This window comes from Psychrosphaera algicola (assembly GCF_028401425.1).
Classification (GTDB): Bacteria; Pseudomonadota; Gammaproteobacteria; order Enterobacterales; family Alteromonadaceae; genus Psychrosphaera; species Psychrosphaera algicola.
Map to the genome: position 1 here is coordinate 3,185,056 of NZ_JAQOMS010000002.1, position 16,605 is coordinate 3,201,660.

Annotated in this window: 15 protein-coding genes and 4 pseudogenes; 15 read left to right on the forward strand and 4 right to left on the reverse strand. The window is 40.8% G+C overall.

Translation table 11 applies throughout. From position 1 onward, the window contains the following. Nucleotides 1-117: 117 nt before the first annotated feature. The 6 genes and pseudogenes from PN838_RS17480 to tuf all read left to right on the forward strand — a co-directional run. A pseudogene (locus PN838_RS17480) lies at nt 118-599 on the forward strand (AraC family transcriptional regulator N-terminal domain-containing protein); the annotation flags it as partial. A gap of 3 nt (nt 600-602) precedes the next feature. After that, on the forward strand, nt 603-1,028 hold the full coding sequence (locus PN838_RS17485) for a helix-turn-helix domain-containing protein (RefSeq protein WP_272182636.1): 426 nt from the start codon (nt 603-605) through the stop codon (nt 1,026-1,028). Nucleotides 1,029-1,312: 284 nt separating this feature from the next. After that, nucleotides 1,313-1,689 (forward strand): annotated as a pseudogene (rpsL, locus tag PN838_RS17490) (30S ribosomal protein S12). Nucleotides 1,690-1,765: 76 nt separating this feature from the next. Further along, entirely contained in the window at nt 1,766-2,236 is a 471-nt protein-coding gene (rpsG, locus tag PN838_RS17495; RefSeq protein WP_215963877.1) for a 30S ribosomal protein S7, read from the forward strand. Between the two features lie 36 nt (nt 2,237-2,272). After that, nucleotides 2,273-4,373, forward strand: a pseudogene (gene fusA, locus PN838_RS17500) (elongation factor G). A gap of 61 nt (nt 4,374-4,434) precedes the next feature. Beyond that, the gene (gene tuf / locus PN838_RS17505) at nt 4,435-5,622 is read left to right on the forward strand and encodes an elongation factor Tu (RefSeq protein WP_272181469.1); all 1,188 of its coding nucleotides are present in this window, start codon (nt 4,435-4,437) and stop codon (nt 5,620-5,622) included. A gap of 180 nt (nt 5,623-5,802) precedes the next feature. On the opposite strand, the gene PN838_RS17510 is transcribed toward tuf, so the two are convergent. Further along, entirely contained in the window at nt 5,803-7,230 is a 1,428-nt protein-coding gene (locus PN838_RS17510) for a diguanylate cyclase (RefSeq protein WP_272181470.1), read from the reverse strand. Between the two features lie 175 nt (nt 7,231-7,405). Here PN838_RS17510 and PN838_RS17515 point away from each other — a divergent pair, with 175 nt between their 5' ends. The 6 genes from PN838_RS17515 (at nt 7,406) to PN838_RS17540 (ending at nt 11,996) form a co-directional block, all read left to right on the forward strand. Continuing rightward, nucleotides 7,406-7,849: a ligand-binding sensor domain-containing protein gene (locus PN838_RS17515; protein WP_272181471.1), complete on the forward strand. Its 444-nt coding sequence runs from the start codon at nt 7,406-7,408 to the stop codon at nt 7,847-7,849. Then, on the forward strand, nt 7,822-8,988 hold the full coding sequence (locus PN838_RS17520) for a ligand-binding sensor domain-containing protein (protein WP_272181472.1): 1,167 nt from the start codon (nt 7,822-7,824) through the stop codon (nt 8,986-8,988). The genes PN838_RS17515 and PN838_RS17520 overlap by 28 nt, the downstream gene beginning before the upstream one ends. Nucleotides 8,989-8,999: 11 nt before the next feature. After that, nucleotides 9,000-9,890, forward strand: coding sequence for a triple tyrosine motif-containing protein (locus tag PN838_RS17525; RefSeq protein WP_272181473.1), 891 nt, complete (start codon nt 9,000-9,002; stop codon nt 9,888-9,890). 11 nt (nt 9,891-9,901) lie between these two features. Beyond that, entirely contained in the window at nt 9,902-10,180 is a 279-nt protein-coding gene (locus PN838_RS17530; protein WP_272181474.1) for a PAS domain-containing protein, read from the forward strand. 104 nt (nt 10,181-10,284) lie between these two features. Then, nucleotides 10,285-11,073, forward strand: a complete 789-nt coding sequence (locus PN838_RS17535; protein WP_272181475.1) for a sensor histidine kinase — start codon at nt 10,285-10,287, stop codon at nt 11,071-11,073. A 125-nt stretch (nt 11,074-11,198) separates the two neighbouring features. Then, nucleotides 11,199-11,996, forward strand: a complete 798-nt coding sequence (locus tag PN838_RS17540) for a M48 family metallopeptidase (protein WP_215962622.1) — start codon at nt 11,199-11,201, stop codon at nt 11,994-11,996. A gap of 1,311 nt (nt 11,997-13,307) precedes the next feature. On the opposite strand, the gene PN838_RS17545 is transcribed toward PN838_RS17540, so the two are convergent. The 3 genes and pseudogenes from PN838_RS17545 to PN838_RS17550 form a co-directional block, all read right to left on the reverse strand. Further along, a complete protein-coding gene (locus PN838_RS17545) occupies nt 13,308-14,225 on the reverse strand; it encodes a glycoside hydrolase family 9 protein (protein ID WP_272181476.1) in 918 nt (305 codons plus the stop codon). Then, nucleotides 14,192-14,434 (reverse strand): annotated as a pseudogene (locus tag PN838_RS27525) (hypothetical protein); the annotation flags it as partial. The pseudogene PN838_RS27525 and the gene PN838_RS17545, both read right to left, overlap by 34 nt. Beyond that, on the reverse strand, nt 14,341-15,069 hold the full coding sequence (locus tag PN838_RS17550) for a cellulase N-terminal Ig-like domain-containing protein (protein WP_272181477.1): 729 nt from the start codon (nt 15,067-15,069) through the stop codon (nt 14,341-14,343). The gene PN838_RS17550 and the pseudogene PN838_RS27525, both read right to left, overlap by 94 nt. A gap of 363 nt (nt 15,070-15,432) precedes the next feature. Between PN838_RS17550 and PN838_RS17555 the strand changes: the two genes are divergently transcribed. From PN838_RS17555 to PN838_RS17565, 3 genes are read left to right on the forward strand one after another with little or no spacing between them, the layout of a single operon-like run. Then, the gene (locus PN838_RS17555) at nt 15,433-16,146 is read left to right on the forward strand and encodes a hypothetical protein (protein ID WP_272181478.1); all 714 of its coding nucleotides are present in this window, start codon (nt 15,433-15,435) and stop codon (nt 16,144-16,146) included. After that, nucleotides 16,112-16,450, forward strand: coding sequence for a hypothetical protein (locus tag PN838_RS17560; protein WP_272182718.1), 339 nt, complete (start codon nt 16,112-16,114; stop codon nt 16,448-16,450). Before PN838_RS17555 ends, PN838_RS17560 begins: the two co-directional genes overlap by 35 nt. Next, nucleotides 16,393-16,587 (forward strand): helix-turn-helix domain-containing protein, encoded by a 195-nt coding sequence (locus tag PN838_RS17565; RefSeq protein ID WP_272181479.1) that lies wholly within the window; start codon nt 16,393-16,395, stop codon nt 16,585-16,587. Before PN838_RS17560 ends, PN838_RS17565 begins: the two co-directional genes overlap by 58 nt. Nucleotides 16,588-16,605 lie beyond the last annotated feature (18 nt).

The window sequence follows — 16,605 nt, forward strand, 5'->3', positions numbered from 1 at the left end:
TATTAATTTTATAAGGGTGGTTTTCTGTACAAACCAAGAGTAAATTAGCTAGTATCTAGTGATGTTGCTGTGCTGTAAGTTCGCTTTTATTTGCTGACAGTCCGAAAGGAGAGGTTGATGATCCAAAATAGAATCGTGAAACGAACACCTAAAGTCTTAGTTGAGAACAAAGTTAGTTTTGCCGCGGAGAGCTCTGAACTCAGTATTTACGATACATATCAAAGTGCTAGCAAAGTGGGACTGGTGTCCGACCAACTGATGTTTTGTGGCATGGTATCAGGCAAAAAGATTATGCACTCCGGCGACGTACACGATGTCTTTTTACCCCATGAATCTTTTGTTATGGCCCCAAATCAAGTTGTGGAAATTGATTTCCCGAAGCAAATATAAACACGCCGACAACGTGCTTAGCTATTGAGATTGCGCCTGAACGAGTTCATTTAGTCGCCGACCAATTAAATAAAGTAAGTCCTAAAAATAAAGAGTTTGGTGATTGGCGTTATCAACATAAGGTACTTCACACTCACCATACAACGCAGACTCAAGCGCTGCTTGATCGTATCGTAGAAATTTTTACCGAAAACAATCCAGATCGACAATTTTTGATCGACCTTGCGGTAACTGAATTAAGTGCACGGTTGTTGCGACAACAAACGCGGGACTTTATTGTAGCTTATTGTCAACATGACCCTGAAGCGAATCAAATTAACGCTGTAGTGAATTACATTCTTGCAAACCTCGAACAACCACTTGATATCGAACATCTTTGTAAAATGGCTTTTATGGGCAGAACCAAGTTTTTTAGCGAATTTAAAAATCACCTAGGATGTTCGCCTATTGTTTTTCAACAACAGGAGCGATTGAAAAAAGCAGCTCGCTTATTAGAGAAAGGAATGCAAATTACAGAAGCAAGCTTCATTGTTGGCTTTCAAAACACAAGTCATTTTAGTAAAGCTTTTCGGGCGTTTTTTGGGCAGAGTCCAACATTATATAAACAACAAAAATCAAATATTTACAGGTTAAATTAATTCATCCAAAATTGTTTTAGTGATTTAACTTATTGTATTTTATGTAAAATAAGTGGGTTTGATAAGCGCGGAGCCCACTGGTGTGGATGGCACTCGTTAACTAAATAAATATTGCTGTCCTCTAAATCTTACTAAGTTTCCAAATTCCTACTGATCTTTTATTTTGATCCTAGTCATTCGCAGGTTGACAGGTTGATTTTCGAGCATTAGAATACGCCACCCCTTAATTTAGGGAGGCGCGATTGTGCGTCTATGGGTAGAAATCAACTAATCAGGAGCTTTAAATGGCAACTATTAACCAGTTGGTACGTAAGCCTCGTCGCTCTAAGACAAAACGTAATATGTCTGAAGCATTGGACGCATGTCCTCAAAGACGTGGTGTATGTACTCGTGTTTATACAACTACACCTAAGAAGCCGAACTCTGCACTACGTAAAGTAGCTCGTGTTCGTCTTACTAATGGTAACGAAGTTACATCTTATATCGGTGGTGAAGGTCATAACCTTCAGGAGCATAGCGTAATCTTAATCCGTGGTGGTCGTGTTAAAGACTTACTACAGGTGTACGTTTCCACACTGTACGTGGCGCACTTGACTGTGCTGGCGTTGCAGACCGTCGCGTAGGCCGTTCGAAATACGGTACTAAAAAGCCAAAATCTTAACGGTTCTCCGTTAGTAAGGCCAAGCAAACTTAATTATTAGTTTTGGGTTATTCCTGAAGCATACCGGAGAATTAAAATGCCAAGAAGAAGAGTCGTAGGTCAACGTAAAGTTCTTCCTGATCCTAAGTTCGGATCAGAGTTATTGACCAAATTCATCAACGTAGTAATGTTAGATGGCAAAAAAGCTGTAGCTGAGAAAATCATCTACGGTGCGTTAGACGTAGCATCAGAGAAATCTGGCAAAGCTCACCTCACAATCCTTGAAGAAGCACTAGACAACGTTCGCCCTAGCGTCGAGGTTAAATCTCGTCGTGTTGGTGGTTCTACGTACCAAGTACCTGTAGAAGTTCGTCCTGTGCGTCGTAATACACTAGCCATGCGTTGGTTAGTTGAAGCTGCCCGCAAACGAGGTGAGAAATCAATGGCTTTACGTCTAGCTCACGAATTAGCTGACGCTGCTGATAACAAAGGTTCTGCTGTTAAAAAACGTGAAGACGTTCATAAAATGGCAGACGCGAATAAAGCATTCGCTCATTACCGTTGGTAATCAACAGATTTTAGATGGAACCATTAAGAGGAATTTATGGCGCGTAAGACACCAATTGAGCAATACCGAAATATCGGCATCGTTGCTCATGTTGATGCCGGTAAAACGACAACAACTGAACGAGTACTTTTTATACTGGTCTTTCTCATAAGATCGGCGAAGTGCACGATGGTGCGGCGACTATGGACTGGATGGAACAGGAGCAGGAGCGTGGTATAACCATTACTTCTGCTGCTACCACCTGTTTTTGGCGCGGTATGGATGGTCAGTTTACTGATCATCGAATTAACATTATTGATACCCCAGGGCACGTAGACTTTACGATTGAAGTAGAGCGTTCATTACGTGTTTTGGATGGTGCAGTAGTTGTTTTGTGTGCATCTTCGGGTGTGCAACCGCAAACGGAAACGGTTTGGCGTCAAGCTGATAAGTATCATGTACCGCGTATGATCTTTGTAAACAAGATGGACCGCACAGGTGCAGACTTTTTGTCTGTTGTACAACAGATAAAAGATCGCTTGGGTGCTACACCGGTTCCAGTTCAATTACCAATAGGTGCCGAAGATAATTTTCAGGGCGTTGTTGACCTCTTTAAGATGAAAGCAATTAACTGGACTGAATCTGACCAAGGTATGTCATTCACTTATGAAGACATTCCAGCGGATATGGCAGAGTTAGCTGAAGAATACCGCCAAGAGATGATCGAAGCGGCTGCGGAAGCTAACGACGATTTGATGGACAAGTATCTTGAAGGTGAAGACCTGACAGAAGTAGAAATCAAAGCGGCCTTGCGTCAACGAACACTCAAAAATGAAATTGTTCTTTGTGCATGTGGATCGGCATTCAAAAATAAAGGCGTACAAGCTGTGCTAGACATGGTTGTCGAATTTATGCCTGCCCCCACAGATGTTCCAGCAATACAAGGTATCAATGAAGATGATTCAATTGGCGAACGCCATGCTGATGACTCTGAACCCTTTGCGGCACTTGCATTTAAAATTGCAACTGACCCATTTGTTGGTACCTTAACCTTTTTCCGCGTTTATTCTGGTGTTGTGCAAACTGGTGACAGTGTGTTCAATCCAATTAAAGGCAAAAAGAACGTTTTGGGCGTATCGTACAGATGCACTCAAACAACCGTGAAGAAATAAAAGAAGTAAGAGCGGGTGATATTGCCGCGGCCGTAGGCCTTAAAGCAGTAACCACAGGTGAAACTTTGTGTTCACCAGATCACAAGATCACGCTTGAACGAATGGAGTTTCCAGATCCAGTTATTTCTATTGCGGTAGAACCAAGATCGCAACCAGACCAAGAAAAAATGGCCGTGGCGCTAGGCAAGCTAGCAGCAGAAGACCCGTCGTTCCGAGTGGCAACTGACGAAGAATCTGGCCAAACCATTATTTCTGGCATGGGCGAACTTCATTTGGATATAATCGTTGACCGTATGCGTCGCGAGTTTAACGTTGACTGTAACGTCGGTAAGCCTCAAGTGGCCTATCGAGAATGTATTACTTCAGCGGTCGAAATTGAAGGGAAATTTATACGTCAATCAGGTGGTCGTGGCCAATATGGTCATGTCTGGTTGAAGTTAGAGCCTATGAGCGTAGAAGGCGACAAAACCTATGAATTCGTTAACGAAGTTGTAGGCGGCGTTATCCCTAAAGAGTACATTCCTGCTATTGATAAAGGTATTCAAGAGCAAATTAAGAATGGTGTACTTGCTGGGTACCCAGTATTGGGCGTCAAGGCAACATTATTTGATGGTTCATTCCATGATGTTGACTCTAATGAAATGGCGTTTAAAATTGCCGGTTCAATGGCATTCAGAGATGGAGCCTTGAAAGCATCACCTAAGTTACTCGAGCCGATGATGAAAGTAGAAGTCATTTCGCCTGAAGGTAATATGGGCGATGTTGTTGGTGACCTCAACCGCCGTCGAGGAATGATTGACGGTATGGACGATGCATAAGGCGGACTAAAAGCCATTAAAGCGCAAGTACCTCTGGCTGAAATGTTTGGATATGCAACTGCGTTGCGAAGTGCAACTCAGGGGCGAGCTTCGTACTCCATGGAATTTATGAAGTACGCTGAAGCACCTAACAATGTCGCAGACATAATAATGTCTGGCAGACGATAACTATTATTTAATTATTGCGACCTATAAATAGGTCAAATTATCAATTTAAGGAAACTTAAAAATGGCTAGACAAAAGTTTGAACGTACGAAACCGCACGTTAACGTTGGTACAATCGGTCACGTTGACCACGGTAAAACTACATTAACAGCTGCAATCTCTGCAGTTCTTTCTAAAACTTACGGTGGTGAGTCTCGCGATTTCGCACAAATCGATAATGCTCCAGAAGAGCGTGAGCGTGGTATTACAATCAATACTTCTCACATCGAGTACGATACTCCAACTCGTCACTACGCACACGTAGATTGTCCAGGACACGCCGATTATGTTAAAAACATGATCACTGGTGCTGCTCAAATGGACGGCGCGATCTTAGTAGTTGCAGCGACAGACGGCCCTATGCCTCAAACTCGTGAGCACATCCTACTTTCACGTCAGGTTGGTGTACCTTTCATCATCGTATTCATGAACAAATGTGACATGGTTGATGACGAAGAGTTACTAGAATTAGTAGAAATGGAAGTTCGTGAACTTCTTTCAGAATACGAATTCTCAGGTGACGATTTACCACTAATCGCTGGTTCTGCGTTAAAAGCTCTAGAAGGCGAAGCAGAATGGGAAGCAAAAATCATTGAGCTTGCAGAAGCACTTGATACTTATATCCCAGAGCCAGAGCGTGACATTGATAAGCCATTCATCATGCCTATCGAAGACGTATTCTCAATCTCAGGCCGTGGTACAGTAGTAACAGGTCGTGTTGAGCAAGGTATCGTAAACACTGGTGACTCAGTTGAAATCGTAGGTATCAAAGATACAACGACAACAACTTGTACAGGTGTTGAAATGTTCCGTAAATTGCTTGACGAAGGTCGTGCAGGTGAGAACATTGGTGCATTGTTACGTGGTACTAAGCGTGAAGACGTAGAACGTGGTCAAGTATTAGCGAAGCCTGGTTCAATCCAGCCTCACACTAAATTTGAATCAGAAGTATACGTATTATCAAAAGAAGAAGGCGGACGTCACACTCCATTCTTCAAAGGTTACCGTCCACAGTTCTACTTCCGTACAACTGACGTAACAGGTGCTGTTGAGCTTCCTGAAGGCGTAGAAATGGTAATGCCTTATGGTGATAACATCAAGATGGTTGTTGAGTTAATCGCACCAATCGCGATGGACGAAGGTCTACGTTTCGCAATCCGTGAAGGCGGACGTACTGTTGGTGCTGGTGTTGTAGCGTCAATCATTGCGTAATTTAAAGTCTCTTTAGAGAGAGTTTAAATTCAAAGAAGGTCACTTAGGTGGCCTTTTTTTATGGCTGAAATTTATGCAGCGGGATTATTTCGGAACAGTAAGGGCTAGAGATGGCTAAAGTAAACAAGTTGCCGGAACTGTCACCGGTAGGGCGTTTTAGTGGTTGTTTTTAGTGGCTGTTTATAGTGGCTTACACAGCAGGCCAAGTTTAATTCCCGACGATAACGTATTTATCCTTACCTTCTTTTTTGCTTGATACATAGCTTCATCGGCGTCTTTGAGTTCCAATTCAAAATCCGTCGTACTCGTAGCTTGGTTGATTTTTATGCCAAGACTAATTGTAAAGTAAATTTCGACATCCTCGATGGTCACTTTGGTATTTCTAACAGCTGCTAACAGCCGGTTTGCTAAGTTTTCCGTATCTTCATTTTCTTTAACGATGACGGCAAAAGCAAATTCCTCACCGCCATAGCGGCAGAACGCGTCTTCCTTTCTAAAAGTATTGGCAAAGCAACTCGCAACAGCTTTAAGCACTTCGTCACCAACACTATGTCCATGGCTATCATTAATTTTTTTGAAATTGTCTACATCGATAAAGCCAAACGCAACCGGAAGCGCTTGTCGCTGTGCTGAGTAAATGACTTTAGTTGCTTGATCGATAAAGTATCGTCGATTTGGAATATTGGTGAGTTGGTCTATAAATGCGATTTGCTCCAGAGTGATCTTAGCCGTCATTAATTCATTTGTTCGTTCTTCCACTCGTTTCTCTAAAGTAACTTTAAGCGCTTTGAGATCCTCATTTTTTGTTTTGAGTTGTTCTAAATGAAACTTACGCTCTGATACATCACGTTCTATCGCCGCGAAGTGAGTGACTTCACCATATTTGTTAGTAAGCGGCATGATGTTTATTTCGAGCCAATATGGACGTCCAGAACTATCATAATTTAGTAAGGTTTCAGTCACCGCCTCTTGTTTAGCCAGTGCGTCGTGAATACGTTGAGTAGATTGTTTGTCTGTTAATGCGCCTTGTAATATTCGCGGCGTCTCGCCGATGACTTCATCTTGTGTATAACCAGTAAGTTGTTCAAACGCCTTATTAACATAAATAATGTTGGGGCCAACAGGACTGTCAATCGGATTTGCTTCGGTAACGATTACAATATCTTGAGTATTTTCAACAATATCTCTGAACGAAAAAAGCTGTTTAGATTCGGTAATGTCATTAAAAGTGACTACGATAAAACTCGTTTCAGGGCTGCCGCTATTTTCCATGTAGGCATTGACCAAAAACCAACTAATATCTGGTTGAGAGCCGTCAATTGCTCCAACAATTTCATTTTCTAGGCGAGTGTTTTGATTTTTGACTTTATTAACGGGGTAGTCGTCAACGCCAATGATTTTTCCAGCTTCGTCAACAAAGTGCCACTCCGGGTCATAGGCTGTTTTACCGATTATTTGTTCATAGGACAGTCGCATTAGGCGCAAGGCTGTTGGGTTAGCATACACAACAGAGGTATCCCAAGCGTGAATAACAACGCCTATATGTGCGTGTTCTAGAAGTCTCTTTAAATTTAAATCATTTGCTAAACCAGATTCACTATTTTCCATTTGCATGTACCTGTTGTTAGTTAAATTAACCTTAGGACACAGTAATTAAATTTGAAACCTTATTAAACAAAGTATTTTTTGATAATTAATGAACAGGTGTAAACTTTTTAGTGAAAGTTCAAATGCTTGTCTACACTAATAATTAGCTATTTTAAAATCCGTTGGAGTTGGTTGCTTGAGCAAGACTCAAAATAAAACAAATTACGTGGTCGTATTAACAATCTTAATTTGCTTTGCATCCGCATTTTTAAAGGCGGGAGAGTTATCATGGCAACTGCGAAATTACACCAAAAGTGATGGCTTAGCACAAAATGCCATAACCGCAATTACTGAAGATCGTTCCGGTATGATGTGGATTGGAACTCAAAATGGCATTCATAGATTTGACGGATACGAATTCGAAATATTTCATCAAAATGTGACAAAAAGCGCTTTAGGCTTGCAAAGCGATTACATTCGAAACCTACTTGTTAGTCACAATGGCGATCTTTGGGTTGGAACAGCAAGTGGCTTACACCTTTATTCCTTTGAAAAAATCAGTTTATACCTATTGAGCCCAACATTCACTTTGGCGCAGTACAGGATATTGTCTTGTCACCAAGCGGTGAGATTTGGGTAGCAATGACGAATGGCTTATTTCGGGTTGAAGTTGCAACTAAAAAGTTAATTCCAAGTGGCTACAACAATCAAAATGTCACATCGATAAAAGTATCAGAAGGCGGTATTTACGTTGTCCTAGAAGAAAATAGGATTGAGTTTATGGGCGATTCAAAGTCAGTCCCAAAACTATTATTTAACGTCGCTAACAACCAAACGATTTATGGCTTTGAAGTTATCGATGAAACAAATCTAGTGGTAGCCACTAATTACGGCTTGGTTGCAGTAAAGCCGGATAGAACTGAGTTGTTATTCAAAGATATATTACCGTCTGTTATGGCTGCGTATTTAGACATAAACTCGGTTTTATGGGTGACGACTGGCAATGCATTGTTTCAGATTGAATCGCCGTTGAAAGACGGTAGTTACCCAAAAATCGTTCAGGCAAATTTTGATGTCAATCAAGTGCTTTCTTTCTTTGTCGACTCCAGTCAACAGATTTGGTTAGGAACGCAAAACGACGGATTATTTTTGCAAGCTCGAAATTCATCTTGGATTGAAGCCGTCACGGATAGCGGTTCCGAAGGTAATTCGCTGAGTACCATAGGCACAAGTGTGGCGGCAATTGATATCGATAGTGCGGGTGACGTTTGGCAAGGCAGTAACGAAGGTATTGCAAAGTTAGATTGGAACAACAACATCACGACTTACTATCCGTTAGGCATGATGCACGATGGCATAAGCAGCCAAATTTCAGTAATTGAAATTGATAGTGGTGATGATGTATGGGTAGGTTATCGAAATGGGCCACTAGCTAAGTTTAATGCAAAAACAAAAATGTTTGAGAGCCAAACATCTGATCTCAAGCTTTTTATAACGGATATTATTGAATTAAATGCCGACACTCTGCTCTTTACAACAAGAAGCAATGGCGTATTTACTTTTGATAAAACAGATAAAAAGCTGGATCAGTTTTCAACCAAAACGGTGACCGACCCTAGTTGGATAACAAACCGGTTTCAAACGTCTTTAAAAGTTACTGACGAATTGGTGTGGTTAGGGTCATTTGATAGTGGTTTGTTTTTATTTAATATCAGCCAAAAGACCGTCGAAAAGCACTTTGGCAAAAGCGAAACAGCCCCTTTTTTACTGCAAATTTAGTGGTAAGTTTAATGACCACTGATGAAAACAACCTCTATGTTGGGACTACAAATGGATTGTCTTTATTAGATATTTCCGCTAACAAAATAGATCACTTTACCCATGTTCCTTACCTTACTCACCAAACCATCTATGGCATAGTGCAGGATAGAGATGGTTTTATTTGGTTAACCACAGATTCAGGGATCATTCGACTTGAGCCAAGTGGTAACGATTTACGAGTGTTTAGTATTGAGGATGGCCTGCCAAATAATGAATTTAACTCCAACTCACTATTTCAAAATGATCAATTTATTTATGCCGGAGGGGTGGGTGGGGTAGCCAAACTTGATACTTCAAAAATACCAAGTATTGGAAATGCACCCGAGGTTTATTTGTCCGACTTATACCTGTTTGGTAAAAAGGTAGTCGTTGGCGACGAGTCGAAGCTATTGAACAAGTCCCTAGAGAAGTCAAAGCGAGTAGCGTTAGACTATTTTCAAAACGCATTTAGCATAGGTTTTGGTGCGATAAACTTTCAAACACCGTTAAAAGTTAAGTACAAATATCAGCTACAACCATTTGATCAAAATTGGACGATAACAGACCATAAAAGGCGACTGGCAACTTACACTAATCTAGATCCTAGTACATACATTTTTTCTGTCCAAGCGTCGATTGACGGGGTTAATTGGAGTGAATCTAAGGCACTACAATTTGACATATCTCCAGCACCTTGGGCTTCGCCATTCGCTTATTTTATTTATCTTACCACTGCTTTATTTATATTGAGTTTGGTACTAATTTTAGTTCGGCGTAAGCGTCAATTTGAACAAAAAACTTTTCAACAGATCAGTAAAAAAGAGCAAGAATTGTCATTGGCTTTGTGGGGAGTGGTGATGAGTTTTGGAATTTTAATGTAAGAGAAAATACCTTGCACCGACGAAACTCGCTAGGTTCGGCAGAATATAGAGAAATGCAAAGCGGCGACGACTTTGAAGCCCACATTCACCCTGATGATGCCGGACAGGTGCGTAAAGCCCTAACTGCCAGCATTTTTGAAAGTATTGATTCTTTTGAGGTCACTTATCGGTTGAAAGATAAAGCTGGTAAATGGTTTTGGGTGCTAGGTAAAGGAACCGTAAGTGAACGAGACCCTGTCACCGGTCGACCAACGTTAATTTCGGGGCAAATAAAAACATTGATGAATTAAAGCGCGCAGAGGAAGCCTTAACATTAGCTAATGATGAATTAGAAGAAAAAGTAAAAGAAAGAACCTTTGAACTAGTTGAAGCGAACAAAGAAATTACACAAACATTGTTTCAATTAAAGTCGATGCAGGAAAAGCTTGTTGAATCGGAAAAAATGGCCAGCTTGGGGAATATGGTTGCAGGAGTTGCGCATGAAATTAATACGCCTTTAGGAGTTGCAATTACGTCATTGTCGTACTCCGAAAAGTCGATGGCTGAGTTATTAGAAAGAGCAAAAAACAAAAGTTTATCAAACGCCAAATTTTCTAAATTGGGTGAGGAAACCATGACGGGACTTTTGTTAGCGCAACGCAACTTATCGAGGGCAGGCGAGTTAGTTAATAGTTTTAAACAAGTTTCTGTTGACCAGTCGAGTGAACAAATACGCGAGTTTAATCTCAAAGATTTAGTCGATGATACCGTAGCGACATTGAGGCCAAAGTTTAAAAATACTGAGTTTTCGATTAGTGCCGATATCCCTGATGATATAAAAATGACGAGTTATCCTAGCTTGTTGTCTCAGGTTATAGTCAACTTTATTACTAACTCACTTACCCATGGCTTTAAAGGCATGAAAAAGGGCTCGATTGTATTATCAGCGTCTTACAATTCGCAAGACTCCATTATCCTTATTTATAAAGACTCGGGCATTGGAATTGACGAGGCTAACTGGGAAAAGGTATTTGAACCGTTTTTTACCACGAATAGAAACAAAGGTAATACCGGTCTAGGTATGCATATTAGTTATAATCTTGTGACCCAAAAATTGGGTGGCGATATCGTATTAAATAGTCGTCTAGGCGACGGCGTAGAAATATATATCAACTTACCAATTAAAGTAAAAAGTGATAAATAACTAGGCGTATGGGATAGGATCTCATAAACTATTTTAAAGTAAATTTGAGTTAGTTGTTTTATCCGCTATTAAGGCGGTCAAGCTAACCAAGATAAGTGCAATTGTAATTTTTCTGGGATGTATCAATGAATAAAAAGTTAGTTTCTTTAGTTATTTTGATGTCGGCTGTTTCTGCTTGCTCAACGTCTCCAACGGGACGCAATCAATTGGCATTCGTGTCAAAAGACAAACTTGCTACCATGGGAACTGAATCATTTGAACAAATGAAACAAGAAATCCCAATTAGCACTAATCAAGCATTAATCAATTTTGTGCAGTGTGTGGCGGACGAAATCACACCAAATGTGAGTAAAGAAGCACACAGCGGCGATTGGGAAGTTGTATTATTTGACTCTCCACAAATTAATGCATTTGCACTGCCGGGCGGTAAAATTGGTGTTTACACAGGCATCCTCGATGTTACCGAAAATCAGGATCAATTAGCTGCAATCATGGGTCATGAAGTAGGGCATGTAATTGCAGAGCATTCAAATGAGCGTTTGTCTTCAAATCAAGCGGCCTCAGGCGTACAACAATTGGCCGGCGTATTATTAGGTGGTCAAGATGAACAAGTACAGAAGTATTCACAAGCAGCATTAGGTATGGGGCTACAATACGGCATATTAATGCCTTATGGTCGTACTCACGAAAAAGAAGCTGATATCATAGGTCAAGAGCTTATGGCTAAGTCTGGTTTTAGACCAGAAGCGGCAGTTGATCTTTGGCATAACATGGCAAAATTAAGCGACTCTGCTCCAATGGAGTTTTTATCAACGCATCCATCTAATGAAACGCGTATCGATAAGCTAACTGAGCATTTAGCAGTGACTAAACCTATGTTTGATAGCAGTACGCAAAAACCAAAATGTTATAAACCAAGTTAAATTAAGTCTGTTTGAATTAAATTGGAAACATCATAAACGGAGTCGACGTACTCCGTTTTTTATATGCTCAATTTGTAAGAAAGCAATAATAATGAGGGCAAAATACGTCGCGTCAATTGGCAGAACGCCGTCATCCCCGCAGCTTGTAACGTTAGTTCGCCTTGTAGGCTGTGCCTTTCTTTGCCTTGCAGGCGGCTATTTCGACTGCGTCGACCTTACTTTTGCAACAGCCGCTCTTGTTTCTAAGATCATGTAACCAAAAGGCCGCTTTCGACCAAATCCCTAATCCTTATTTAAGATTTATATTATCGTCGAAGACGGAATGTAAATTCGTCCGTGAATACATTCCTTGCAACGGCGTCCCTGCCGTTCACTTCGAGATATAAATCTCAACTAAGGGGATTTAGACGAAGGAAAAAGTCACCTGAACTTTAGGTGTAATAACACGTTGTTTTAAAGAAAAACCGTCATTCCGATTAAACAGAAAAAAACGTCATCCCCGTAGCTTGTAAAATTAGTCAGCCACAGCGATATTAGGGACCTCCAACCGAGTGCAGAGGAAGTCCATAGTTCGCCTTAAATTGGCTCAAATTGTTCAGAACAAAAAACGTCATCCCAAAAGAGCCACAGCGATATTAGGGATCTCCAACCGAGTGCAGAGGAAGTCCATAGTTCGCCTTAAATTGGCTCAAATTGTTCAGAACAAAAAACGTCATCCCAAAAGAGCCACAGCGATATTAGGGATCTCCAACCGAGTGCAGAGGAAGTCCATAGTTCGCCTTGTAGGCTGTGCCTTTCTTTGCCTTGCAGGCGGCTATTTCGACTGCGTCGACCTTACTTCTTGCAACAGCCCAAAAAGTAGGCAAAAGGCCGCTTTCGACCAAATCCCTAATCCTTATTTAAGATTTATATTATCGTCGAAGACGGAATGTAAATTCGTCCATGAATACATTCCTTGCAACGGCGTCCCTGCCGTTCACTTCGAGATATAAATCTCAACTAAGGGGATTTAGACGAAGGAAAAAGTCACCTGAACTTTAGGTGTAATAACACGTTGTTTTAAAGAAAAACCGTCATTCCAATTAAACAGAAAAAACGTCATCTCCGTAGCTTGTAAAATTAGTCAGCCACAGCGATATTAGGGACCTCCAACCGAGTGCAGAGGAAGTCCATAGTTCGCCTTAAATTGGCTCATAATAACCAGAACATAACTTCCTCAGCGCTTTGAAGGAGATCTCAAATATCGCTTCGCGATTTTGAGATGACGGGTAATACGCAGAGGCAGTCCATAATTCGCTTTAAGCTTTTTACCTATTCCGCTAATAAGGCGGCCAGCACATAAACTAGTGGTGCGTTCCAGTTAATGGCAATTTCATTGGTCGCGAAGCTACACCAGTCATCGATGTAAGTGCGAGCCGGTTCGGTATAGAGGTAATTACAGCCATCTTGTCTCCCGCTGTGTGGACCACCTGCAACCATACCCGGAATAGGTTCTGCAATGCCGTCGCTGTCTGAAATACGATGGTGTGGAAACATAGGACTTTTTGAACCAAATCCAGTCACAAAAGAGTAGTCCGTCGGGTTACGTCCTAATACGTAGTCAAGAATGTTTATGGCCACTTCCCGATACGTTTGGTCGTCTGTCAGTTTATGTGCCTGCATTAGGATCAATGCTTTGTTTAACGCCACTGAATTGCTGCCCCAAACAAAGTCAGACGCTATCATAGGTACTTTATAGCTGCTGTCTTGGTATTGACCAACAAGCTTGTCGGCTAAAGTAAGCTGATCCGCTTTAATCTCGGCATATTTAACCGGGTCGATAATGTCTTCACCCTGAAATAGTAAAGTACTTGTGGCTAAATAAGCCACGTAAGACCATGACGGCACGGCGACATCGCTACGATACTTAAGGTAATGATTAAAGTAATCGATGTTTTTTGTGGTAATAAATAACTCTGCAGCAGCCTGAGCAAATTCATCATTAAAAAACGAATCACCATATTCGCCACTACTGACATCCGCGGGTTGTTGATAGATTTCCATTGGATGCGCTACAGCCCAACTCCAAGCTGATTCGGCGGCGGCCAACCATTGCTCACGTTTACCTGACATTGCAGTGTCAAATGGTTGATACACGCGATTCGACATTGCTAAAACAGCGGCAAAATTTAGTGTTGCGGCGGTGGATTTACCTATCACATAGCGGTCTCTTTTATCCTCGTCTGGCATTTCTTGACTAAGTACCAATTTAACGTAGTGAGCTTATGGTACACACCACCGTCAGGGTCTTGCATTGTCGCAAGCCAATCTATGTTCCAAAGAGTTTCATTTAGAATATCTGGTATTAGGTCATCTGTTTCTGGGATATTAATCGCGCGGTTGTCGTAAAAATCAGGAAAGTGCTCGTATGCAGCCAATAAAGTGTATGTGGTAATGCCCGAATTAACGACGTATTTGCCGTAATCACCCGCGTCATACCAGCCTTTAGGGAGGAAATAACCGTTAACTCCGGGCGCTCTGTGCTGGCGGCAGAAGCGTGAACTTTAACCTGCTCATCTGAATGCCCAGCGGCACGGGTCCATTGTTGACTATAAGGGGCTTCGATAGCTGTACCCGAACGGTTAAAATAATAAGATTTCAAAGCCGCGTCATGTAAAGGGTCAAATACTGTTGAACCAATATCAAAGTTGTGAGATTCATCTACACCAGCGACTCTTATGAAATACTGACCTTCAGTTTTAAATGGTGAAAAGTCTGCAATCTTAAACTGCGTATCGCCGGCAACTTGCCAACTTGCGGCTGTGGATAAGGTTCCTTCAAATACAACGGTGCCAGTATCCTTTGAAACTAAGGCAAATGAACTACTCGAAACATTAGGTACAACTGCAACTTTGTTTTCATTCGGTAAAAAGCCGACTTGGTTGAGTTGGATTTGTTCTACGGTGGTTTCCTGTTGTTCTTCTGGAAGTTCATTTTGTGTTGTTGGCGGTTCAGATTTATCGCCATTCGAACTGCCACATGCGACAGTCAAAGTGGCTAGCAACGTAATTGCTAATATTTTATTAATATTCATTTTTTCCCCGGGTTCAATTTTTATTCAATTGCACACTTTGCAACTACAGGTTAGTTGCAAAACGTTTTAATAAACGTCATTGTCTGAGAATGATTTTTTATTCTAATTTACTGTGGCAGACTTTAATCGACTCGGTTATTTTATAAAATACTGAGAAAAAGTCGTTCAACTATAGTCTTTGGCCGTACAACTTTATGCAAAAGTGTTTATTTGAACCATAAAAAGCAATATTTAGCATCGTGATTAATTATGATAGGTGAATAAATTTACCGTATTGAAATATTCTCTCTTAGAGACCAAATGTACTATTTTTCCAAAAGGTAAAGGCAATTAATGAAATCGGTCATCTTTAATACGCACGATTTGGTATTAATCTTCACTATGTATATATGTATACTTTTTGCGCTTTTCCTCGTGACTTTAAAAAAGGGCAAGAAACTAAGTAACTATTTACTCGCTGCTTTTTTATTAACGCAAGCGGCAATTCCACTCGATAATTTGATTAACTTTGGCGAAGCATTTCGACTTGTTGCCTTGGAATATTCGCCAAATTTATTTTTCACCTTTGGATTAGCCTATTGGCTTGAAGCCCCCTTACTTTTACTCTATATCAGATCATTAATTTATCGCGATTATAAACTGGCAAAAATGGACTTATTGTACTTCGCGCCGTTTGTGCTTTTTGCCATATATTTTGCGAACACTTGGTTGATGCTTGATGATCAAGTCAAACTGGCGGCATTGCTTGGCAATAGCATTGAGGAAACGCCATCTGTCGACAGGGTGCTACATATTATTCGAGAAAGTTTACGGTTTGGCTTTGGTGTTTTATGTTTAATTGAATTACATCGCTACCAAAATCAAATAAAAAATGAAGTCGCATTTTTAGAAGATGTAGATTCTAACCTGATTAAAAGTCCTTGTTGTCGGCTTTTTAGTGATAAGAATAGACGCTATCTTTGTAGCGTTAGCGATTATCTTTTCATACGAAATTGGCATTTTAGTCGACCACGAAACCCTTGGCCTTACTTCAAATTATGTTGTGATGTTTTTGATCACCGGCCTGATATTTTTTAGTGCGGGCTATTCTTCAATTTTTAAAGGCATAGATACCGAGCTTGTCAATGAAAAACACGATGAAAATTTAACGCCATTTGATGCGGAACAAATTGCCCAAATAGAGCGCTACATGCTGGAACAAAAACCGTATTTGAATCACTTGCTCACGCTCGAAAATCTAGCCAATCAATTGGATATTTCATCCCGTCACTTGTCGTCGATTATCAATCGTCACTTTGAGAAAAACTTTTTGAGTTTATTAATTTGTATCGGATTGAAGAAAGTAAGTCATTACTTACAACCGCACAAAACAAAAAAATGACCATGTTAGACATTATGGATTTAGCGGGTTTTAACAGTAAGGCAACGTTTAATACGTTTTTCAAAAAGCTGGTGGGCGTGACGCCAACACAATTTAGAAAAGATTATTGGCAATCGCAAAATCAAGACGAGAGTTAGATTGATGTAACCCTACAG